This window comes from Salinispora pacifica CNR114, assembly GCF_000514775.1.
Lineage (GTDB): Bacteria > Actinomycetota > Actinomycetes > Mycobacteriales > Micromonosporaceae > Micromonospora > Micromonospora pacifica.
The window spans coordinates 39,103-60,525 of record NZ_AZWO01000023.1 but is presented as its reverse complement, the minus strand read 5'-3'; the positions used below and the strand labels follow the sequence as shown (position 1 = coordinate 60,525).

Genomic DNA, 21,423 nt, shown 5'->3' with positions numbered 1-21,423 from the left:
GTACCCATGGCCGCATAGGGAGGGACAGCCTTGATGACGGGCAGCCGGATCGTTGCGCTCGGCCACTACCAGCCGTCCCGGGTGGTAACCAACGACGAGATCGCCCAGCTGGTGGAGACCAGCGACGAGTGGATCCGCGACCGGGTCGGCATCGCCAGCCGCCGGATCGCCGACGGCGAGACGGTCACCGACATGGCCGCCGCCGCCGCTGGCAAGGCGCTGGCCGGCTCCGGCCTGACCGCCGCCGACATCGACCTCGTCGTGGTGGCCACCTGCACCGCGGTCGATCGCAGCCCGAACGTCGCCTCCCGGGTCGCGGCCCGGCTCGGGATCACCGCGCCCGGCGCGTTCGACCTCAACACCGCCTGCTCCGGCTTCGCGTACGCCCTCGGCACGGTCGACCACGCTGTCCGGGCCGGCGCAGCGCGGAACGCCATCGTCATCGGCGCGGAGAAGCTCTCCGACTTCACCGACTGGACGGACCGTTCGACCTGCATCATCTTTGGCGACGGGGCGGGAGCCGCGGTGGTCACCGCCACCGGGGCGGATGAGCCGGCCGGCATCGGCCCGGTGGTGTGGGGCTCGGTGCCCGAGCGCGGCGACGCGGTCCGGATCGAGGGATGGCGCCCGTACGTGCGGCAGGAGGGACAGGCCGTCTTCCGCTGGGCCACCACCGCACTGGCGCCGCTCGCACTCCAGGCGTGTGAGCGGGCCGGGGTCGCCCCGTCGGAGCTGGCGGCGTTCGTGCCGCACCAGGCCAACACCCGCATCATCGACGGTATCGTCAAGCGCCTCGGCATCCCCCAGGCGATCGTCGCCAAGGACCTGGTCGAATCCGGCAACACCTCGGCGGCGAGCATTCCCCTGGCCCTGTCGAAGCTGGTGGAACGGCGCGAGGTGCCCTCCGGCGCACCAGTGCTGCTGTTCGGCTTCGGCGGTGGCCTGACCTACGCCGGTCAGGTCATCCGCTGCCCCTGAGACCCGGCGTGCCTCGGCACGCCACCCTTCGCCACCGCGGCGAAGCAACCCCGATGAGAGGAACCAACAGCAATGACCCGTGACGAGATCACCACCGGCCTCGCCGAGATCCTCGAAGAGGTTGCCGGGGTGACCCCGGACGACGTGGCCGAGGGGAAGTCCTTCACCGACGACCTGGATGTCGACTCGCTGTCGATGGTGGAGGTCGTGGTGGCCGCCGAAGAGAAGTTCGGCGTCAAGATCCCGGACAACGAGGTGCAGAACCTGAAGACGGTCGGCGACGCCGTCAGCTACATCGAGGCGCAGTCCTGACCATGACCCACCCTGACGTCGTCGTTACCGGTCTCGGCGCGACCACCCCGCTGGGCGGGGACGTCGCGTCAACCTGGGACGCCATGCTCAATGGCCAGTCCGGGGTGAGCGCGCTTACCCCGGACTGGGCCGAACAGCTACCGGTCCGGATCGCAGCCCAACTCGCGGTCGACCCGGCTGAGCTGCTGGACCGGGTCAAGTTGCGCCGGCTGGACCGCTCCGAGGCAATAGCGATCATCGCCGCGAAACAGGCCTGGGCGGATGCCGGTCTCGCCGACTCCGGGCTGGACCCGGAGCGGCTCGGCGTCAGCGTCGGCTCGGGCATCGGCGGCGCACTGACCCTGCTCAACCAGGACGACATCCTGGAGGCCTCCGGCCCACGGCGGGTCTCCCCGCACACCATTCCGATGCTGATGCCGAATGGCCCCGCCGCCTGGGTCGGCCTGGAGTTGCAGGCCCGCGCGGGTGTGCACTCGGTGGCCAGCGCCTGCGCCACCGGCGCGGAGGCGATCACCCTCGGCATGGACATGATCCGTGCCGGGCGCGCCGATGTGGTGGTGGCCGGCGGCACCGAGGCGGTCATCCACCAGCTGCCGATCGCGGGCTTCTCCTCAATGCGGGCGATGTCCACCCGCAACGACGAGCCGGAGAGGGCCTCTCGCCCCTGGGACAAGGCCCGCGACGGCTTCGTGCTCGGCGAAGGCGCCGGGGTGCTCGTGCTGGAACGCGCCGACCACGCCGCGGCCCGCGGCGCCCACGTGTACGCCCGACTCGCTGGCGCCGGAATAACCTCCGACGGCTACGACATCGTGCAGCCGCACCCGGAGGGCACCGGCGCGATCCGGGCCATCACGAAGGCGATCGCCGACGCGGACATCGACCGGGGCGACATCGTGCACGTCAATGCGCACGCCACGTCAACCCCGGTCGGGGATCTGGCCGAGATCAAGGCACTGCACCAGGCGGTGGGCGACCACCCCGTCCTGACGTCGACGAAGTCGATGTCCGGGCACCTGCTCGGCGCGGCCGGTGCGCTGGAGTCGATCGCCACAATCCTGGCGATTCGGGATGGTGTGGTGCCACCCACGATCAACCTGGATGACCCGGACGACGGTCTCGACCTGGATGTGGCCGCCAACAAGGCGCGCCACCTGGAGATCCCCGCTGCGCTGAACAACTCCTTCGGCTTCGGCGGGCACAACGTGGCTCTCGTCTTCACGCGGGCCTGAGGACCACAGCCTTGGAGGCTCACGTGACCACCACTGTTGCCGGCCCCGAAACCTCTACCGTGGACTATCGGGATCCGGAGCTGCGGCTCCGGTCCCTGTTCGACGCGGGCACGCTCCGCCTACTCGCCCCACGTGACAGCTCCGGGGTGCTCTGTGCCCGCGGCGAGATCGAGGGCACACCGGCCATCGCGTACGCCACCGACGCCACGAAGATGGGCGGCGCGATGGGCGTTGACGGCTGCCGCCACATCGTTGACGCGATTGACACCGCCGTCCGGGAGCGGGTGCCCGTACTCGGGCTCTGGCACTCCGGCGGAGCCCGACTCGCCGAGGGCGTGGTCGCGCTCGACGCGGTCGGTCAGGTCTTCGCCGCCATGGTCCGCGCCTCCGGCCGGGTACCACAGATCTCCGTCGTGCTCGGTCCCGCCGCGGGGGGCGCCGCCTACGGGCCGGCGCTCACCGACATCGTGGTGATGAGCGGCGCCGGCCGGATCTTCGTGACCGGCCCGGAGGTCGTCCGCAGCGTCACCGGCGAGCAGGTCGACATGGCCCGCCTCGGTGGCCCCGAACCGCACGGCCGACGCTCCGGCGTCGTACACGTGACGTGCCGGGACGACGAGGAGGCGCTGGCCCAGTCGCGCCGGCTCGCGGCCCTCCTCGGCCACCAGGGCCGACTCTGCCCAGACGACGTGCCGGCCACCGCCGAGGACGGGCACGACCTGGCCGCGAAGATGCCGGCCGAGACCAACCGGGCGTACGACGTCAAACCGGTGGTCAAGGCGCTGCTCGACGCGCCCGGTGTCGAGCTGCACGCCAAGTGGGCCCCGAACATCGTCACCACCCTGGGACGGTTCGCCGGCCGGACGGTCGGCGTGATCGCCAACAACCCGCTGCGACTCGGCGGCTGCCTCGACGCGTCCAGCGCCGAGAAGGCGGCCCGTTTCGTGCGGATGTGCGACTCGCTCGGCGTACCGCTGATCGTGCTCGTTGACGTCCCCGGCTACCTGCCCGGGCTGGGTCAGGAGTGGGACGGGGTGGTCCGGCGCGGGGCGAAGCTGCTGCACGCCTTCGCCGAGGCGGTCGTACCGCGGGTGACGCTGGTGACCCGCAAGGCGTACGGCGGGGCGTACATCGCGATGAACTCCCGATCCCTCGGCGCGACCGCGGTCTTCGCCTGGCCGAACGCGGAGGTCGCGGTGATGGGCGCCAGCGCGGCGGTGAACATCCTGCACCGCAAGAAGCTGGCCGCCACGCCGCCGGAGAAGCGGGAGGCGCTACGCGCCGAGCTGATCGAGGAGCAGATCCGGGTCGCGGGTGGCGTGAACCGGGCGTTGGAGATCGGTGTGGTCGACAACGTCATCAAACCAGCCGAGACCCGCCGACAGATCGCTGAGGCTCTCGCGGCGGCACCGGCCGGTCGCGGCGCCCACGGCAACATCCCGCTCTAGCGGATATCGGGCAGCCCCCGGGTACCGCCGACCGCGGTGTCCGGGGGCTCCGGTATACATCTATCCCGGTGGGTGGCCGGCACGCTGCACTGTGTCGGTCCAATTCGATCCTGGGGATGTGTACTGTGCTGCGTCATCGTCTACCGGCCACGCTGGCCGTTCTCGCCCTCCTGGTGTCGGCCGGCTGCGGCGTGGCCGACGAGCCGGCCGACGAGCCGGCGTCGGCCGAGAGCGCCGCCGTCGGCGAGCCCTGGTACGACGAGATCACCTCGGCCGACGCCGACGGTGCCGCCGGTGGCGCGGACGGGCCGTGCCCACTGCCGGTCACCTTCCCGGTCGCCGAGGGATGGCAGGCCGAGACCATCGAGGTGGACCCGACGACCGCCGAGGATCCGGAGTTGGCCGCCGAGATGGCGGCGATAATGACGCTGCGCGGCGGCGCCACCGTACGGTGCGAGGTGGGCCGTGGCCCGGGTGGCGGTTTCCTCCGGGTCTGGACCACCGAGCAGGGTGTCACGCCCCGGGCGGCCCTGGACGCCTTCCTCGCCGACACGTCGCTCGAGCAGGCCACCGAGGCGCAGTTCCGTGACCTGACCGTCGATGACCTCACCGGCGTGGAGGCGACCTGGGTCAGCCAAAACTCGCTTGACGAGGTCAACCGCGGCTGGGGAGCGGCCGTTTCGGCGAACGGGCAAGCCCTGCTGTTCGTGACCAACGAGAGCGTGTTCACCGACCACTCCGACATGTTGCCGGTGTATCGGTTGGCGGTGCAGGGGGTGCGTACGGCGGGCTGACCGGTCCACCGACTGGGCCCCGGCCGACCGGGTAACTCAGCTGCCGCAGGTCGTGGCGGGCAGGCCGGATACCGGCACCGGTGCGCGGCCGGCCGGGATGGCCTTGCCGGCCAACACCTGGGCCAGCCCGGTCATCGACGCCGGGCTCGACGAGTAGGTCGCCAGCAACGCCGGGGAGTCCGCCTCGGCCAACAGGTACGGGGTGTTCATAGCGACGGTCACGGCGGCGTCGGCGCTCAGGTCGTCGGCGCTGTCGCCGTAGCCGACCAGGTGGACCACGGCACCCCCGCTGTCGGTGACCGGCACCCCGGCCGCGGTCAGCTTCTCGATCAGCGTCGCCCGGGTGCGCTCCCGGCCGTCGGCGGCGGTCACGGTGACCGGCCCGGAGACCGGGCTGCCACACGGGCCGCGCAGCGCGGTCACCGCGGCGGTGGCGAGTTCGGCAGCCGCCGCCTGGTGGGCCGGCGCGCCGAGGACATCCAGTTCCGGGGTGGCCGCCCCAGCCAGGGTGAACTTCATGGTCAGCACCCGGGTCACCGCCTCCACCAGCCGGTTGCGGGGCAGCGAGCCGTCACGCAACGCGGTGAGCAGCCCGTCGTACGCCTGGCCGACGTTCGGCGGCATGAGGATCAGGTCGTTGCCGGCCTTCAGCGCCCGAACCGCAGCCTCGCCGGGCGACCAGCGCTTGGCGGGGGCCATGTTCATCCCGTCGGTGATCACCACCCCCGGAAAGCCGAGCTCGCCGCGGAGCACCTCGGTGAGCAGGGTGTGCGAGAACGTCGCCGGGGTGCCCGGGTCGACCGCGCTGACGTCGAGGTGCCCGGACATCACGGCGAGGGCGCCGGCCCCGATGCCGGCCGCGAAGGGAGGCCAGGCCTCCAGCTCAAGCACGGTGCGGGGCTGCGGCAGCACCGGCAGTTCCTCGTGGGAGTCGGTGGCGCTGTGCCCGTGGCCGGGAAAGTGCTTCAGCGTTGCCGCGACGCCGGTCGCCTGTAGACCGCTCACTGCCGCACTGACCTGCTCGGCCACAGTCGACGGGTCGGCGCCGTACGACCGGGACCCGATCACGGTGCTGGGGGTGACCAGCACGTCGGCGACGGGAGCGAAGTCCAGGTTGATGCCCATGGCGGCGAGTTCGGTGCCGGCGGCCCGCCAGGCGGCCTCGGTCAGTTCAGGTCTGCCGGCCGCCCCCATGGCCAACGCGCTGGGCAGCAGGGTGACCCCGTCGCTGATCCGGGTGACCACCCCGTACTCCTGGTCGGTGCCGATGAGGAACGGCGCCTCGCCGGCGGCCAGGCCGGCGGCGGCGGACCGCAGCCCGGTGGTCAGTGCCCGGACCTGTTCCGGGTTGTCGACGTTGGTGGTTACCTGGTTGCCGCTGGTCGGGTCGTCCGCGCTGAAGCCGACGAGGATGAGCCCGCCGAGGCGATACTTCGCGATCATTTCGGCGGGGGTGTCGACGCCGGCCAGTTCCTGGTTGCCGGCGGCCGAGCCGGCCGTGACCTGGTCGGCGGCGGCACCGTAGGCGAATGGCATCAACACCTGACCGACGAGGTCCTCATCCGCCAGCGTACTGGCCAGGGCGGCGGCACTGGCCGCCGGATCTTCGACCGGGCCGATGGGCGACGGGCCGGCCGGCGGGCCACTCGGGGCCGGGGTCGACTGCGCGCGCCCCGGGCCGCCGGTGCAGCCGGCAAGGAGCAGTGCGGTGAGTACGGCCAGCGCGATGACCGCGACACCATTACGTCGGGCAGGTATCGACACGCGAGCCATCCACTCTTTCGACGCTGGTTGGGGCAGGTCGACCCTACCCGCGCCGAATTGCCGCCACCGAAACACGTAGCGACCTCACCTGTGGGTGTAGACCTCAGCCGACGCGGGTGAGCAGCGTCACCGGGGCACCGTCGCCGGCATACCGATAGGGCTCCAACTCGGCGTCCCAGGCCGCCCCGAGGGCCTTCTCCAGGGCGTGGGCGAGGGCCTCGGGCGCCCGGGCATCCGCCATGATGCTGCGCAAACGGTCCTCACCGAGCTGAATGTCGCCGGCCGCGCCGACGGTTGCCTGGAAGAGCCCGCGGCCGGGGACGTACATGAAGCGTTCTCCATCGGCGCCTGGGCTCGGCTCCTCCGTGACCTCGAAACGGATCATGGGCCACTGTCGAAGGGCAGCAGCCAGCTCGGCGCCCGTTCCGGGGCGGCCGGTCCACCCGCACTCCGCCCGGCGGGCGCCGGGGTCAACGGGCTGGGTTGTCCACTGCAGGTTGACCGGCGCCGCAAGGACGCGCGCGATCGCCCACTCGACGTGCGAGCACACGGCGAGCGGGGTCGAGTGGACGTATACGACGCCACGCGTTGGCACGGTGACCTCCCGGGGAGCGAGGTGCGTCTTCCCCTACGACCTCGTCGCGCCAGGTGGCTACCGGGGCACATCATGACTGGTGTGACAGATGGTGCGCTAGGGATTCGGAAAATCGGGTCCCGGAATAGCCGGTCGGGTGAACCCGTTGGACCAGCCCGAGGCGGTGGCCAACCCGGCCCCCCGCTCGTGTACAGTTCCATTGGCGGCCTGTGCCGCGAATTCTCCGCGGGATCACCCACCGGGTGAGGTCCGCACCAGCCCCCGGACGTCTTACCCGCGTCCTCACCGTACGTCTGCAAGGAGTACCTCCGTGGCGAGTAACACCTCGAAGACCGCGCGCGCGTCTGTCCGGGCCGGCCAGGCTGGCCAGGGTGGTGCCCTCAGCGTGCTGGGCGAGTTCAAGTACGTGATCCCGCTCAACGGCGGCCGGAACGCGTACGTCCGTAACCTGACCAACGGCAAGACGGAACACCTGCGCACCGACTCCGACGCCTTCGTCGAGGAGATCCGGACGCTGGCCGCGGCGGGGCACGCCGCCAAGATCCGGGCAGAGCTGAGCGCCCTCAACGCCACCCACCCGGGTGACGGCTGGGACGCCACCGAGAAGCGCCTCGTCGAGGCCGGCGTCTTCGAGGGCTGACCCTCCCGCCAGCCAGCTACCCCGCTCGGGGAGCGACGAACGATGCGGCCCGTCGGGACATCCCGGCGGGCCGCATCGTTCTTTGCTGGTCAGCGGGGTGCACTCCCGCTGCTGAGCGCCCTGGCGCGGTGCACACAGCCGGGGCGTACCCTCGTGCGGTTGACCGCCGCGTGTCCCGCGCGGCGCTGGTCACCGACCTCAGGAGGAACGAGCGTTGACCGACCGGACCGAGCTGGAGCAGGAGATCGCCGTCGAGCAGCGGCACCTGGACCGGGTGTACGCGCGCCTCGCCGAGCTGCGCCAGGCGGCGGTCCGCGCCGAGTCCGACGGCTACCGCCTGGCCCGGGTCGGCAACTTCGGCGCGCTCGTCGAGCGGGACGCGATGGTCTTTCACGCGGCGCAGCGCCGACACCTGCTCGACGCCGAGCACGAGGGGCTCGTCTTCGGCCGACTCGACCTGCACAACGGGCAGGTGCTGCACGTCGGCCGCCTCGGCATTCGGGACGAGAGTGCCAGGACACTGGTGGTGGACTGGCGGGCCCCGGCCGCCGCCGCCTTCTACCGGGCGACCCCGGCACAGCCGCTGGGCGTGATTCGCCGCCGCATGATCTCCTCAAGCGGAGAGCGGGTCACCGGGATCGAGGACGACCTGCTCGACCCGGCTGCCACTCCGCCGGACATGACGACGGTCGGCGACGGCGCCCTGCTGGCTGCCCTGTCCCAGGCGACCGGGCGGGGAATGCGGGACATTGTGGCGACCATCCAGCGGGAGCAGGACGAGGCGATCCGCTCGCCAGGCTCCGGTGTCACCGTGGTCTCCGGCGGCCCGGGGACCGGCAAGACGGCGGTGGCCCTGCACCGGGCGGCGTACCTGCTCTACACCGACCGCAGCCGGTACGCCGGCGGCGGCATTCTGGTGGTCGGGCCGTCGGCCGTGTTCGTCGAGTACATCGGGTCGGTGCTGCCGTCGCTGGGCGAGGAGACCGCCACCCTCGCCGCGCTCGGTGGGCTCTTCCCGGGGGTCCGTGCGACCCGTACCGACCCACCGGAGGTCGCCGCGGTGAAGGGCTCGCTGCGGATGCGGCGGGTCTTGGAGCGGGCCGCCCGGGACGCGGCGCCGGGCACCCCGAACGAGCTGCGGCTGCTCTACCGGGGCGAGCTACTGCGGGTGGATCGTCGCGAGCTGACCGCGATCCGGGATCGGGCGTTGCGGCGGGGCGCGCGGCGCAACGAGGTACGCCGGGCCGGCTTCGACGGCGTCTTCGCCGCGCTCTGGGCGCAGGCCCGGCAGCTGGGCGTTCCCGGCCTGCCGCAGCAGCGGGCGTTCGAGGACGAGCTGGCCGACCGGACGGACTTCCGCGAGTTCCTCAAGGCGTGGTGGCCGCGGCTCCACCCGCGGCACGTACTCGGCTGGCTGGCCGAGCCCGAGCGGCTGCGCCGCTACGCCGCGGGGGTGCTCTCCGCCGACGAGGTCCGCCTGCTCGGCGAGGCGTACCGGGCCGGGGCAGCCCTTGGGTTGACCGTGGCCGACGTCGCGCTGCTCGATGAGTTGGACGCCCTGCTGGGCAAGCCGATGAAGCCGGCCCGGCCGCGGCGGGACCCGTTCCAACTGGCCGGCGGAGTACGCGAGCTGAGCACGTTCGCCGATCGGCAGCGCGCCGCCCGAGCGGCGGCCCGGGAACGCCCCGAGGACTATCGCGAGTACACGCACGTGGTGGTGGACGAGTCCCAGGACGTGTCGCCGATGCAGTGGCGGATGATCGGCCGCCGGGGGCGGTTGGCCTCGTGGACCGTCGTCGGCGATCCCGCGCAGACGGCATGGACCGGTGACCCAACGGAGTTGGCTCGAGCCCGCGACCAGGCGCTCGGCCGGCGCGCGCGGCACCACTTCACCCTGACCACCAACTACCGCAACCCGGCGGAGATCTTCGCGGTGGCGGCGGCCGAGATCCGGCGGGTTGACCCGGACCTCCCGCTGCCGACCGCCGTCCGCTCCACCGGCGTCGCCCCGGTGCAGCTGAGCGTGCCGCCGGCGGAGTTGGAGACCACCGTGCGCACGGCGGTCAACACCTTGCTCGCCGAGGTCCCCGGCACGGTCGGCGTGGTCACGCCGGTGCCGCGTCGGGCCGAGGTAGCCGGGTGGCTGGACGGGATCGACGCGCCCCGGTTGCAGGTGGTGACGAGCCTGGAGGCCAAGGGCATGGAGTACGACGGCGTCGTCCTGGTCGCCCCGGGCGAGATCCGGGCGGAGCCGGGGTCGGGCGTACGGACGTTGTACGTCGCGCTGTCCCGCGCCACCCAACGGCTCACCACGGTTGACCTGTCCGGTTGAGCTGTGCTCGATCCGGTCGCGCCGCCGGGGGTGGGACCGCCGGGGTGTCCCCGCTGGTCGCGTTCCGCGGCACGACTCGGTCTAATTCCCGCAGCTAGCTATACACATGGCAATGTGAACATAGGTTGGGTGCAGGACCGGACAGCCGGCGGAAGGTGTCCGAGTGGGTGCAGCACATGACCACCACGGGGCGGTGACCAACGCGGGGCAGCGGCACCGGGGGCGCCTCTGGGCCGCCTTCGCCCTGCTCGCCGCCCTGATGGTGACGGAAGCGGTGACCGCCGTCCGCACCGGATCTCTGGCCCTGCTCAGCGACGCCGGGCACATGTTCACCGATGTCCTCGGCATCGGCATGGCCCTCGCCGCGCTGACCGCCACCCGGCGCCGCGACAGTGACCCGCAGCGGACCTTTGGGCTCTACCGGCTGGAGGTGCTGGCCGCCCTCGCCAACGCCCTGCTTCTCTCCGCCGTCTCGATCTATGTGCTGGTGGAGGCCGTCCGCCGGTTCGGTGATCCGCGCGAGGTAAGCACCGGGCCCATGTTGGTTGTGGCGATCCTGGGCCTGCTCGCCAACATCGTCGCCTTCGCGCTGCTACGCCCGGGCGCGCAGGAGAGCATCAACATCCAGGGCGCCTACCTCGAGGTGCTGGGCGACCTACTCGGCAGCCTCGGCGTGATCGCGGCGGCACTGGTCATCGCCGGCACCGGGTGGTGGTGGGCTGACCCGCTGGTCGCGGTGGCGATCGGGCTGTTCATCCTGCCGCGAACCTGGCGGCTCGGCCGGGCAGCCCTACGCATCCTGGTGCAGGCCGCGCCGGAACATCTGAAGGTCACCGCGGTACACGACCGGCTGGTCGCCGTATCCGGGGTGAGTGAGGTGCACGACCTGCACATCTGGACCCTCACCTCCGGGATGGAGGTAGCCTCCGCACATCTCACCATCGCCCCCGCCGCCGACCTCGGCGCGGTCCTCGGAGCCGCCCGGTCCGCGCTGCAGGAGGACTTCCGAATCGAGCACGCGACACTGCAGGTCGAGCCGGGGTCAACCGGTGGGGACTGCGGTTCCGTCGGGCGGTGTAGTTTCTGATCAACTGCCGAGTGCGCCCGGCTCAGGAGCACCGGTTAGGCTCTGAGCCGGCCTGCGCCAGGCGGCACCCACCGGTGCCGGCCGGGCCGCCGCCTAATCACCCGCCAGGGTGAGCCGGGGAACCAGGTACCTGGGGTGCATCCGCGTCAGCGGTAGGGATCTTCCGTCCCGAACCCGTCAGCTAACCCGGTCGGTGGCCGACGGAAGGACATCTGCATATGCCAGCAGCGGCACCCGTACGACACCGCGCCGCCCGGGTGGCGGCACTGATCATCGTGGCGCTCACCCTCAGTGTCGGCCTTGCCCCCGCCGGCCCCACGGTAGCCGCTCCCCCCGCCCGGCAGGTCGCGGTGACCGACGATCCGGAGGGCGGCACCGCTGCCCTTCGCGCCGCGCTCGAGGAAGCCAGCAAGGGATTCCTGGACGCTAAACAGGCGCTGGCCGAGTCGGTGCAGCGGCAGCAGCAGCTCACCGCCCAACTCAAGACCGCCAAGGCCGAACAGGCCGAGCGCACCGAGCGGGTGGAGCAGATCGCCGGCCAGGCGTATCGGACCGGTCCACTGCGCACGGCGTCGGTGCTGCTCGACAACACCTCGCCGGCGGACTTCCTGGACCGCGTCGCGACGCTGGAGGCGACGGTCGCCAACGAGAACCGAGCCATAGACGAGTTGCAGCAGACCCAGAAAAAGATCGCCCGGGACACCCGCGCGGTCGAAGCGGAGATCATCGAACAGCGCAAGCAAGAGGCCCTGATGGCCAAGCGCAAACAGCAGGCGGAGAAGGCGCTGACGGTCGCCAATGAACAGGCCAGCGCTGCGGCTGCGGCTGCGGCTGCGGCTGCGGCCACCAAGACCACCCAGAACTCGGCCCGGGCAGACCCGGCCCCGCGCAACCCGGACGGCTCCTGGCCGGCCGAATCCTGCAGCGTCAACGATCCCACGCCGGCGGATGGTTGCATTACCCCGCGAACGCTGCATGCGCTGAACGAGGCCAAGGCGGCCGGCTTCACCCGCTATGTGTCCTGCTATCGCCCAGGCAGTTCCGGCGAGCACCCGAAGGGCCGGGCCTGCGACTTCGCCGCTCAGCAGGACGGCTTCGGTGGAGATGCCACGGGCGACGACCGGACCTACGGCAACAACCTGGCGGCGTTTCTGGTGGACAACGCCGACCAACTCGCGGTGCTGTACGTGATCTGGTACCGGCAGATCTGGCTGCCCAGCAGTGGGTGGAAGTCGTACAGCGGGGCCGCCGGCGACCCATCCAGCGACCATACAAACCACGTGCACCTGTCGGTGTACTAACCGGTGGTCGGGCCGGGAGCCGTCCGCTGGCGAACAGCTCCCGGCCCGCGCACCCGCCTGGCACGAGCTGAATCAGCCCCCCGGCAGGGCCTCCGGGGCCGTCGCCCCCGCGAAGTAGGGCTCGGGGGCACCGAAGAGACCGAGCAGGCCAGCGACCCAGAGCTGCCGGTGTACGAATCGGCTGGGCTCGGTCACCACCAGCCTCACACCGCTCACCTCTGCGGTCTGGAAGCCGGCAACCATCGCGCTGATGCCGACAGAGTCGATAAAGGTCACCAGCCGCATATTCAACTCGATGCGGCGAGGATGGCTTTTGGCCAGGGCCTCAGCGACCGCCTCACGCACCTCGTATGCGGTATCGACATCGATCTCACCACGCGGTGAGATCTCCACGACGCTCCCGGGTAGGACCGACTTTACGATCGACAGGCTCACGCGAGCACCTCCACTCGCCAGTCAACAGGCGCCTCATCAGTACGCAGGCCGCGACCGAGAGTATTCCTCCAACACGCTCGGTCGCCACCCCCTGGGATGAGTAGTTCTTGTGGTTCGAATGCCAGGTCACCCTTATCCGAATATTTCACCCTTCGGTTACGGAGCTGCCTCAACGGGAACAGCCCTAACACGAACAGCTCTCATCCGGAACAGTTCTCCATCCCAACAGTTCTCCACCTGAACAGTTCCCCACCCAAACAGTCAAGGGCCGGAGTACCCGGGACCCGAAACAGTCACGGCCCAATGTAGCGGCCCGATGCGACGAAAGGCGGAGACCCGGGCCGCGCGGCGTGGTCGCCCAGCACGGGCACAGCCGGCACTCCCGACCCACAACCGCCTCGTCGCGCCGACGCTGCGGGGTCGGGAACCATCCGGGCCGGGTGAGTCCTCCTCACCCGGCTGCCGGCGACAGTGGGAGGCATGACCGATCCGAACGTGCCGGCCCAGTCGGCACGTGGCAACCGTTTGGTGGTGCGGTGATGACGACCCCACACCAGGTCACCCCACTCCTCCGAACCCCGGTTGCGGAGAGCGACCACATCCGGGGACCGGTGGACGCGCCGGTGACGCTCGTCGAGTACGCGGACTTCCAGTGCCAGTTCTGCGGGGTGGCCTACGCCAACCTCGCCGAACTGCTCCGACAACGGGCCGACATGGTCCGGCTGGTCTACCGACACTTTCCGATCTCCAACGTGCATCCGTACGCGGAAAACGCGGCCCATGCCACCGAGGCGGCCGGCGTCCGAGGCCGATTCTGGGAGATGCACGACTGGTTGTACGAACACCAGGACCAACTCGATCCGGTGCACCTCTCGCTCGGCGTCGGACAACTCGGCCTCTCCGCCGCCGAAATCGACGCCGAGACCGATCAGCAGGCCCACGGCGACCGAGTCCGGCGAGACTTCGTCGGTGGCATCCGCAGCGGCGTGCAGGCCACTCCGACCCTGTTCGTCAACGGCGCCCGACACAACGGTGGATTCGACCTCGCCGACCTGCTGGCGGCGGTCGACGCCGCCGACCGGGAATGACCGGCACCGTGGCGGTGATGGTCGACGTCGCTGATCAGATCAGCCGCAGTTCCCGGGCCCGACGGACGGCCTCCCGACGGCGGGAGGCGTCGAGCTTGCGATAGATATTACGCACATGGGTCTTAACCGTGTTGATCGACAACGACAACTCGGCCGCGATCTCCACGTTGGAAAGGATGCTCTGCAGGTAGCGCAGGATGGTCACTTCACGTTCGGTCAGTGGCTCGGCCAGTGCGGCCCGGGCCGGCCCGGGCCGTTCGTCCGGCTCCTCCACTCCGCGGACCAGGTCGCTCACCGCCGACCAGTGCGCCGTACCGGCATCCAGATGCGCTGCCAGCAGGTCACGGATCTCCGGATCCGCGCGGGTGAACGGCCGCCGGACCCCCTCCGCTCCGGCCAGGTCGAGGGCGGCCTCCAGGGTCCGGTGCGCCCGCCGGCCATCCCCCGCCCGCTCGGCCAGCACCACGTGCAGCACCGCGGCCTCCACCCGCACCGGTAGCGGCCAGTCCGCCGCCTCGGGCGCCTGCCAGTCGGGCAGCACCGCCTCGGCCGTCCGACTGTCCCCGGCCCGAAGCTCCACCCGAGCAAGGCCCACCGCGAGTTCGGGGCCCGCCCCGACAAGCAACTCGCGGGCGGCGTCCAGGTCGCCCCGCGCCGCATACAGGTCGGCCTCGGCAGCCCGCAGCCACCGCTCCAGCTCCCCCCGCCGACCGCCCAGCTCCCCCCGCGGACCGTCCAGCCGCTCCCGGGCCGCGACGAGCAGCCGGTGCCCACCCGTGCGGTCACCGGAGTCCCGCAACAGGTGGGACCGGCACAACGCCACCACCGCCCCGGCGGCGGGCTCCATGGTCGCCGGCTCCGCCAACGCCAGATTCGCCGCCGCCTCCTCGGGCTGGTCCCGCAGCAGCGCCACCACCGCCAGCGCCAGGTAGGCGTACCCGCAGTCGGTCCGGCAGGACCACCCCTGGCCGGGCGGAAGGGCGAGCGCGGAACGGGCCCCCGTCTCCGCCTGCCGCAGTTCACCGTGGATCGCACGCAGCAGCGCCACTCGGCTGGCACCGGCCAGCTCGGTCCGTACCCAACCGGCGGTCCGGGCGGCCCGGGACGCCGCCACCAGCTGCCGCTCCGCGCTGCCCAACTCGCCGACCGCGAATTCGACCAGACCGAGCGCGGTGCCCGCCACCGCCCACCCATCCGCATCCTCGACGATGGTCTCGCGCGGTTCGGCGGTGGCCGGCATCCGGTCCTGCCTTCCGGACGCCCCGGTCGCCGAATGGGTGGCGAGCAACCGGGCAGCGGCGGCGCGTACCGCCGGAATGTCGTCGGACCAGCGGACCACCGCGAGCTCCACCGCGGCAACCAACCGGGCAAAACGCTCCCGGCGGGGCGCCGGCAGTTCACGCACCGCCCCGGCGGACCGCAGATACCCCTCGGCGGCCGACAGATCCCCCGCGTACGCCCGTTCCGCCGCGCACGCCAGGGCCAGCTCCGGGTCCCGCGCCAGGGTCTCGGCAGGTGGTGGCGGTGGCGCGGGCGAACCCTCCCGGTCGTACGGCGCCAGCTCCGGCCAGGTCGTGCGGAGCAGTTCGGTGGCCCCGGACCAGTCGCCGCCCTGCAGCGCGTGCCGCAGACCGTCGGCGGGCCGCCCGTTGTCGGCGTACCAGCCAGCAGCGCGCCGGTGCAGTTCCCGCGCGTCAACGGCGGGCAGCCGGGCCAGCTCGTCACGGAGCAGATCGGCCAGGAGCGGATGACAGCGGTACCAGGGGGGCCGGCCGTCGTCGTGCCGCAGTACGCCGCCGACGCCGGCCAGCTCGGCCAGCCTCGCCGCAGTGTCCGAACGGCCGGTCACCGCGTCGGCGAGGCCAGCGCAGGCGGCGTCCGCCACCGCCGTGCTCCGCAGCAGCTCCCGGTCGTCCGGATCCAGCCCGCCAAGGACCTCCTCCCGCAGGTAGCCGGCGATGTCCGGCTGGTCACTGCCGAGCCGCCCCACCCACCGGGCCGGGTCCGGCTGCCCGGGCAAGGCGAGCGCGGCGAACCGGAGCATCGCCGGCCAGCCGCCGGTGCGCTCGCGCAGCCGCCAGACCCCCTCCGCCGGAAGGGCCGTCCCATGTGCGGTCAGTAGGTCGGCGACCTCGTCGCGGGTGAAGGCCAGGTCGTCTGGACCGAGCTCGGTCAGCTCGCCGGCCAGCCGCCACCGGTGGACCGCCAACGGCACCCCGGCACGAGCCCCGGCCACCAGACGCAGCCGCTGCTCACAGTGGCGGAGCAGGAACTCCAATCCGGCGACCGCCGCCGGGTCGGTGATCCGGTGCAGGTCGTCCAGGACCAGCAGCACCGGCCGTTCCCGGGCGGCAAGTGCCGCGGCCAGCACCTCCAACTGGTCCAGTCGCGGCGGACCGTCCGGCACCGCCGATCGCAGCGGACCGTCCAACGCCGCCGATCGCGGCGGGTCGGGCCGCAGCGCCGCCGCCAGGTACGACCAGAGGCGTTCGCCGTCGTCACCGACCTCCACCGAGACCCAGCCCAGGTCCGGCCGGTCCCGGCCGGACCCCGATTCCGACGGGTCCGGCGCCTCCGCCCCGACCTTCGTCGGCGACCCGACACGATCCCCGCCGGCGGCGCCGGTCACCGGGCCGCCCCGCACCAGGTCACCGCCGGTGGCGGCCTGATACCAGGAGGTGAGCAACGTCGTCTTACCCCAGCCCGCCGGCGCGGCGACAAGCGTCACCGGTACGGCGCTCCCCTCGTCAAGCTGCCGCAGCAGCCGGGGCCGCAGGACCACCGGTCCGGGCAGTGGACCCGGGGTCAGACGGGAGGCCAGTAGCGGCGCACCGGTCCCCGTGGTCTGCCGTCGCTCCTCCGGCATCGGCCCACCCCCATCGGACACGTTCTCCCCAGATCCGGGGTTACCCGGCCGGTGCCGATTCACCCCTTCCGGGGGAACCCGGTTCACCCAGGCCGAGCCGACGCTGGGAAGAGTGGCGTCCGGCGAGAAGGAAACCCCGGGCAACGAAGCGGGTGGTGGACCGACGGGGAAACGGGCCGGGTGATGGGCGGGATGGGCAACGGACGGACCGGTAACGGACGGACCGGTAACGGACGGACCGGTAACGGACGGACCGGTAACGGACGGACCGGTAACGGACGGACCGACGGGAGGCACGGGTGAGACACCGCACGAGACGGGCCGGGACCGCTGCCGGGATGCTGGCGAGGCTCGCCGGTGCCCGACGGCGGTTTCACCCGGCTGATCCGCGCCCCGATGCCCCGCCGGCCGGTGGTTGGGAGGTGGTGACGGTCAACCGACCGCCCAACGAGGTGCTGCCCGGCGGGCGACGGCCGGAGCCGCTGCGCCGACTCGGCCACGCCGTCCAGGTGGACGTCTGGCCCGCGCCAGCGGGCCGGGGCACCGAGCTGGCGGCGCGGATCCGTCCTGGCGCGGCCCTTCCGGGCCTCGCCGCGCACGTGGCCGGCGACGATCCCGACCGGGTGGTGCGGACCGCGTTGCGACAGGCCAAGCAGCTCGCCGAGACCGGGGAGGTGCTCAACGCCGACCGCTCGCCGATCGACCGGGGGCTGGCCGGATGAGGGCACTGTGCTGGACGGGCGCCGGCCGGGTCGCGGTCCGGCAGGTACCCGATCCGGAACTGCGCAACGGCCACGACGCGATCGTGCGAGTACGCCTGAGCGCCACCTGCGGCGGGGATCTGCCCCTCCTGGCCGGTCGGGCACCGTACCTGGCCGATGGGGATGTGCTCGGGCACGAGTTCCTGGGCGAGGTCGTCGCGGTGGGACCGCAGGTACACCGGCACCGGGTCGGCGACCGGGTGGTGGTCAGCTCTACTGTGGCCTGCGGCTCCTGCTGGCAGTGCCGCTCCGGCGCACCGTGGTGCTGCGACAACGGAAACCTGGTGCCGGAGGCGAGCGAGCTGGCGTACGGCCAAGCCGTGCCCGGCGCCTTCGGGCGACCCACCGCTGCGGGCGGGTTCGCCGGTGGGCACGCCGAGTACGTCCGCGTCCCGTACGCCGATGTCGGCGCGTTCGGCATCCCGGACGAGGTCAGCGACGAACGGGCGCTCTTCGCCGCGGACGCCGCCCCCGCCGGTTGGCTCGCCGCCGAGCTGGGCGGGGTCCACCCGGGAGCCGTGGTGGCGGTCTGGGGTGCCGGGGCGGTCGGTCAACTCACCGCCCGCGCGGCCAGCCTGCTCGGCGCCGACCGGGTGATCATCATGGATCCGCGGGAGGACCGGCTGCGGATGGCACGACGGCACACAGACGCGGAGACGGTCGACCCGCGGCACCCGGATATCCCCGCCGAGTTGCGCGAACGAACCGGCGGGCGGGGGCCGGACATCTGCGTGGAGGCGGTCGGACCGGCCTGGGACGGACGGCCGCGTTCCCTGGCCGAGCGGCTCACCGGCGCGGCGGAACGCCCCCCGGCGGTCCACGAGGCGATGCACTCCTGCCGTAAGGGCGGCACCGTGGTCGTGCTCGGCGAGTTCACCGGGCAGGTGGACGCCTTTCCGCTGGGCGCGGTCGGCGCCAAGGGGTTGCGGGTGCGGGGTGCGCGGCAGCACGGGGCGGGGCAGGTGCCGACGCTGCTGGAGCGGATGGCCCGCGACGAGTTGCGGACCGAACACCTGGCCACCCACCGACTGCCGCTGGAGGAGGGGGCGCGCGGGTACGCGCTGTTCCGAGACCGACGGGACGGCTGCGTCCGGGCCCTCTTCAGCCCGGATCTACCCCCTGCCGGATAGCCGCCTCAGGTGGCAGACTCGGCAGATGCCTCCGGAGCGGACGTACGACCTCGTCCTGTTCGGCGCCACCGGCTTCACCGGGAGCCTGACCGCCGAATACCTGGCCCAACACGCGCCGCCCGGGCTGCGCTGGGCGCTGGCCGGGCGGAACCCGGACAAGCTCACCGCCGTCCGGGATCGACTCGCCGTTATCGACGCAACGCTGGCTGAGCTGCCGTTGCTCACCGCCGACGTCACCGACCCCGCGTCACTGCGGACGGTGGCCGAGCGCGCCCGGGTGGTCGCCTCCACCGTGGGCCCGTACATCCACCACGGCGAGCCGCTGGTGGCCGCCTGCGCCGCGGCGGGCACCGACTACCTCGACATCACCGGCGAACCGGAGTTCGTCGACCTGATGTACGTACGACACCACGAGACGGCGGTACGCACCGGCGCCCGGCTGGTGCACACCTGCGGTTTCGACTCGATCCCGTACGACCTGGGTGTCTGGTTCACGCTCAAGCAGCTCCCGACGGGCGCGCCGATGCGCGTCGACGGCTTCCTCCGGGCCGGGGGGCGCTTCTCCGGCGGCACGTACCACTCTGCCCTGACCGCGTTTTCGCGGACCGGTGAGACGAGCCGGGCCGCGGCGGCCCGACGGGCGGTCGAGCCGCGACCGGAGGGCCGACGGGTCCGGGCGGCGGCCGGCCGGATCGCCCGCTCCCCCGACCTCGGCATGTGGGTGGCGCCGCTGCCGACGATCGACCCCCAGGTGGTCCGTCGCTCGGCAGCCGCCCGCCCGGAGTACGGGCCGGACTTCCGCTACCGGCACTTCGCGGCGATACGGCGGCTCCCCACCCTGCTCGCCGGGGCGGCCGGGATCGCCGCCGTGACGGTGCTGGTGAAGCTGCCGCCGACCCGGCGCTGGCTATTCGGGCGGCTCAGCCCCGGGCAGGGCCCGAGTCCCGAACGGCGGGCCCGGTCCTGGTTCCAGCTGCGGTTCCTCGCCGAGAGCGGCGGGCAGCAGGTACGCACCGAGGTGGCGGGCGGTGACCCCGGCTACGACGAGACGGCGAAGATGCTCGCCGAGTCGGCGCTCTGCCTCGCCCTGGACGACCTCCCCCCGACCACCGGCCAGGTCACCCCGGTCACCGCGATGGGCGATGCCCTGCTGGAGCGGCTCCAACGCGCCGGCATCACCTTCCGCGTGCGGTAGCCGGAGCCGACGCTGAGGGCAGGCCGGGGGCGGTGGGCCCGCGACGGTAGCATCTGGTGGTCCACCTGACATCCGGACGGAGGCGTACGGAGCAGCATGCTCGACATGGAGTTGATCCGGAAAGATCGCGACGCGGTGGCGTCCGCGCTGGCCAAGCGACTGGACCCGGCGGAGGTGAGCCAGGCGCTGGACGAGCTGTCGCAGCTTGACCAGCAGCGGCGCAGTCTGATCTCCGAGATCGACGGCGAGCGGCAGCGCCGCAAGGCGGAAGCCCGGGCGTACGCGGAGGCCAAGCGGGCCGGCCGCGAGCCGGAGCCGACGGTGGCCGAGGCCGGTCGTCGGCAACTCGCCGAGCTGGAGACCGAGCTGGGCGAGGTGCAGGAGCAGCTCCGGGCGCGGATGAGCGAGCTGCCGAACCTGCCCGCCGAGGATGTGGTGCCCGGCGGCAAGGAGGCCAACCGGGTGGTGAGGACCTTCGGCGAGCCACCGACGATCGAGAGGGTGCGCGACCACGTCGAGTTGAGCCGGCTGTTGGGCCTGGTCGACCACGAGCGGGGCGTGAAGCTCGGCGGCTCCGGTTTCTGGATGTACACCGGCCTGGGTGCCCGGCTGGAGTGGGCGCTGGTCAACTGGCTGATCGACCAGAACATCGCGGCCGGCTACGAGTTCCTGCTCCCGCCGCACCTGCTGCTGGAGACCGCCGGCTTCGCCGCCGGGCAGTTCCCCAAGTTCTACGACGACGTCTACCACCTGAGCCGGCAGTCCGCCCCCCGCGGTCAGTTCCTGCTGCCGACCGCCGAGACGGCGATCCTCGGGGCGTACCAGAACGAGATCCTGGACACCACGAAGCTGCCGCTGAAGGTGTTCGCGTACACCCCGTGCTACCGCCGGGAGGCGGCCGGCTCGCACTCGGACGAGCGCGGCACCGTGCGCGGCCACCAGTTCAACAAGGTGGAGGTCTTCCAGTTCGTCCTGCCGGAGCAGGCCGACGCGGCGCTGGAGGCGATGGTCACCCACGCCGAGGGCCTGGTGGAACGGTTGGGCCTGCACTACCAGCGCAGCCTGCTCGCGGCCGGCGACTCGAGCGCCGCGATGCGCAAGACCCTCGACATCGAGGTCTGGATGCCGAGCACCGGAAAATACAAGGAGGTCTCGTCGGTCTCCTGGGGCGGTGACTACCAGGCCCGACGGGCGGCGATCCGCTACCGCGAGCCGGGCGGCAAGCAGACCCGCTTCGTGCACACGCTGAACGGCTCGGCGCTGGCCACCAGCCGCCTCTTCCCGGCCATCCTGGAGCAGTTCCAGCAGTCCGACGGGAGTGTCCTGGTGCCGGAGGTGCTGCGGGACCGCCTCGGTACCGACCGCCTCACCCCGCGCTGAGACCGCCGGGATCACCACCGCCGACCATGCCGGGCACAGGCCCCGGCGTGGTCGGGCCAGAGCCGGCAGCGGTGGGCTTGACCTCAAC

18 protein-coding genes and 1 riboswitch are annotated in these 21,423 nt (G+C 72.1%); of the genes, 14 read left to right on the top strand and 4 right to left on the bottom strand.

The window, feature by feature from the left end:
• The first annotated feature begins 33 nt into the window (after positions 1-33).
• From B118_RS0115865 to B118_RS0115845, 5 genes are all read left to right on the top strand, one after another.
• The gene (locus B118_RS0115865; RefSeq protein ID WP_018223098.1) at positions 34-978 is read left to right on the top strand and encodes a beta-ketoacyl-ACP synthase III; all 945 of its coding nucleotides are present in this window, start codon (positions 34-36) and stop codon (positions 976-978) included.
• 72 nt (positions 979-1,050) lie between these two features.
• Positions 1,051-1,290, top strand: coding sequence for an acyl carrier protein (locus B118_RS0115860; protein WP_012183711.1), 240 nt, complete (start codon positions 1,051-1,053; stop codon positions 1,288-1,290).
• Between the two features lie 2 nt (positions 1,291-1,292).
• Positions 1,293-2,519 carry a beta-ketoacyl-ACP synthase II gene (fabF, locus tag B118_RS0115855; RefSeq protein WP_018812736.1) on the top strand — a complete coding sequence of 409 codons (1,227 nt, stop codon included), beginning with the start codon at positions 1,293-1,295 and terminating at the stop codon, positions 2,517-2,519.
• Positions 2,520-2,542: 23 nt separating this feature from the next.
• A complete protein-coding gene (locus B118_RS0115850) occupies positions 2,543-3,967 on the top strand; it encodes an acyl-CoA carboxylase subunit beta (protein WP_018223096.1) in 1,425 nt (474 codons plus the stop codon).
• A 116-nt stretch (positions 3,968-4,083) separates the two neighbouring features.
• Positions 4,084-4,761: a lipoprotein gene (locus tag B118_RS0115845; protein WP_196230350.1), complete on the top strand. Its 678-nt coding sequence runs from the start codon at positions 4,084-4,086 to the stop codon at positions 4,759-4,761.
• Positions 4,762-4,797: 36 nt separating this feature from the next.
• Here the strand turns inward: B118_RS0115845 and B118_RS0115840 are convergent, their stop codons facing one another.
• Positions 4,798-6,534, bottom strand: coding sequence for a glycoside hydrolase family 3 protein (locus B118_RS0115840; RefSeq protein WP_026185768.1), 1,737 nt, complete (start codon positions 6,532-6,534; stop codon positions 4,798-4,800).
• Positions 6,535-6,628: 94 nt separating this feature from the next.
• Positions 6,629-7,120, bottom strand: a complete 492-nt coding sequence (locus B118_RS0115835) for a DUF3145 domain-containing protein (protein ID WP_026185767.1) — start codon at positions 7,118-7,120, stop codon at positions 6,629-6,631.
• A 310-nt stretch (positions 7,121-7,430) separates the two neighbouring features.
• Between B118_RS0115835 and B118_RS0115830 the strand changes: the two genes are divergently transcribed.
• The 4 genes from B118_RS0115830 to B118_RS0115815 all read left to right on the top strand — a co-directional run bounded on the left by B118_RS0115830 (position 7,431) and on the right by B118_RS0115815 (position 12,480).
• Positions 7,431-7,760, top strand: a complete 330-nt coding sequence (locus B118_RS0115830; RefSeq protein WP_018223092.1) for a hypothetical protein — start codon at positions 7,431-7,433, stop codon at positions 7,758-7,760.
• Positions 7,761-7,974: 214 nt separating this feature from the next.
• Positions 7,975-10,092, top strand: a complete 2,118-nt coding sequence (locus B118_RS0115825) for a HelD family protein (RefSeq protein ID WP_028193013.1) — start codon at positions 7,975-7,977, stop codon at positions 10,090-10,092.
• Positions 10,093-10,255: 163 nt separating this feature from the next.
• On the top strand, positions 10,256-11,179 hold the full coding sequence (locus tag B118_RS0115820; RefSeq protein WP_028193012.1) for a cation diffusion facilitator family transporter: 924 nt from the start codon (positions 10,256-10,258) through the stop codon (positions 11,177-11,179).
• An 80-nt stretch (positions 11,180-11,259) separates the two neighbouring features.
• Positions 11,260-11,391: riboswitch (cyclic di-AMP (ydaO/yuaA leader) on the top strand.
• 6 nt (positions 11,392-11,397) lie between these two features.
• Positions 11,398-12,480 carry a coiled-coil domain-containing protein gene (locus tag B118_RS0115815; protein WP_043541421.1) on the top strand — a complete coding sequence of 361 codons (1,083 nt, stop codon included), beginning with the start codon at positions 11,398-11,400 and terminating at the stop codon, positions 12,478-12,480.
• A gap of 72 nt (positions 12,481-12,552) precedes the next feature.
• Here B118_RS0115815 and B118_RS0115810 read toward each other — a convergent pair whose 3' ends face one another.
• Positions 12,553-12,915, bottom strand: a complete 363-nt coding sequence (locus B118_RS0115810; RefSeq protein ID WP_018223088.1) for an STAS domain-containing protein — start codon at positions 12,913-12,915, stop codon at positions 12,553-12,555.
• 539 nt (positions 12,916-13,454) lie between these two features.
• On the opposite strand from B118_RS0115810, the gene B118_RS0115805 reads away from it, so the two are divergent.
• Positions 13,455-14,003, top strand: a complete 549-nt coding sequence (locus B118_RS0115805) for a DsbA family protein (protein WP_018812730.1) — start codon at positions 13,455-13,457, stop codon at positions 14,001-14,003.
• 34 nt (positions 14,004-14,037) lie between these two features.
• On the opposite strand, the gene B118_RS0115800 is transcribed toward B118_RS0115805, so the two are convergent.
• Positions 14,038-16,869, bottom strand: coding sequence for a winged helix-turn-helix domain-containing protein (locus tag B118_RS0115800; RefSeq protein ID WP_028193010.1), 2,832 nt, complete (start codon positions 16,867-16,869; stop codon positions 14,038-14,040).
• 338 nt (positions 16,870-17,207) lie between these two features.
• Here B118_RS0115800 and B118_RS0115795 point away from each other — a divergent pair, with 338 nt between their 5' ends.
• From B118_RS0115795 to serS, 4 genes are all read left to right on the top strand, one after another.
• Positions 17,208-17,591 carry an SRPBCC family protein gene (locus B118_RS0115795; protein WP_033668099.1) on the top strand — a complete coding sequence of 128 codons (384 nt, stop codon included), beginning with the start codon at positions 17,208-17,210 and terminating at the stop codon, positions 17,589-17,591.
• Complete coding sequence (locus tag B118_RS0115790) at positions 17,588-18,760, top strand: alcohol dehydrogenase catalytic domain-containing protein (protein WP_028193009.1); 1,173 nt, start codon at positions 17,588-17,590, stop codon at positions 18,758-18,760. The genes B118_RS0115795 and B118_RS0115790 overlap by 4 nt, the downstream gene beginning before the upstream one ends.
• A gap of 25 nt (positions 18,761-18,785) precedes the next feature.
• Positions 18,786-19,955 (top strand): saccharopine dehydrogenase family protein, encoded by a 1,170-nt coding sequence (locus B118_RS0115785; RefSeq protein ID WP_018223083.1) that lies wholly within the window; start codon positions 18,786-18,788, stop codon positions 19,953-19,955.
• Positions 19,956-20,051: 96 nt separating this feature from the next.
• Positions 20,052-21,335 (top strand): serine--tRNA ligase, encoded by a 1,284-nt coding sequence (gene serS / locus B118_RS0115780; protein WP_018223082.1) that lies wholly within the window; start codon positions 20,052-20,054, stop codon positions 21,333-21,335.
• The last annotated feature ends 88 nt before the right edge of the window (positions 21,336-21,423 follow it).

Excerpts from the sequence above, each read along its gene's own strand:
- B118_RS0115865 (WP_018223098.1), top strand. The coding sequence starts at position 34 with ATGACGGGCAGCCGGATCGTTGCGCTCGGCCACTACCAGCCGTCCCGG.
- B118_RS0115790 (WP_028193009.1), top strand. The coding sequence starts at position 17,588 with ATGAGGGCACTGTGCTGGACGGGCGCCGGCCGGGTCGCGGTCCGGCAG.
- serS (WP_018223082.1), top strand. The coding sequence starts at position 20,052 with ATGCTCGACATGGAGTTGATCCGGAAAGATCGCGACGCGGTGGCGTCC.
- B118_RS0115815 (WP_043541421.1), top strand. The coding sequence starts at position 11,398 with ATGCCAGCAGCGGCACCCGTACGACACCGCGCCGCCCGGGTGGCGGCA.
- B118_RS0115785 (WP_018223083.1), top strand. The coding sequence starts at position 18,786 with ATGCCTCCGGAGCGGACGTACGACCTCGTCCTGTTCGGCGCCACCGGC.
- B118_RS0115860 (WP_012183711.1), top strand. The coding sequence starts at position 1,051 with ATGACCCGTGACGAGATCACCACCGGCCTCGCCGAGATCCTCGAAGAG.
- fabF (WP_018812736.1), top strand. The coding sequence starts at position 1,293 with ATGACCCACCCTGACGTCGTCGTTACCGGTCTCGGCGCGACCACCCCG.
- B118_RS0115800 (WP_028193010.1), bottom strand. The coding sequence starts at position 16,869 with ATGCCGGAGGAGCGACGGCAGACCACGGGGACCGGTGCGCCGCTACTG.
- B118_RS0115840 (WP_026185768.1), bottom strand. The coding sequence starts at position 6,534 with ATGGCTCGCGTGTCGATACCTGCCCGACGTAATGGTGTCGCGGTCATC.
- B118_RS0115795 (WP_033668099.1), top strand. The coding sequence starts at position 17,208 with ATGCTGGCGAGGCTCGCCGGTGCCCGACGGCGGTTTCACCCGGCTGAT.
- B118_RS0115805 (WP_018812730.1), top strand. The coding sequence starts at position 13,455 with ATGACGACCCCACACCAGGTCACCCCACTCCTCCGAACCCCGGTTGCG.
- B118_RS0115845 (WP_196230350.1), top strand. The coding sequence starts at position 4,084 with ATGTGTACTGTGCTGCGTCATCGTCTACCGGCCACGCTGGCCGTTCTC.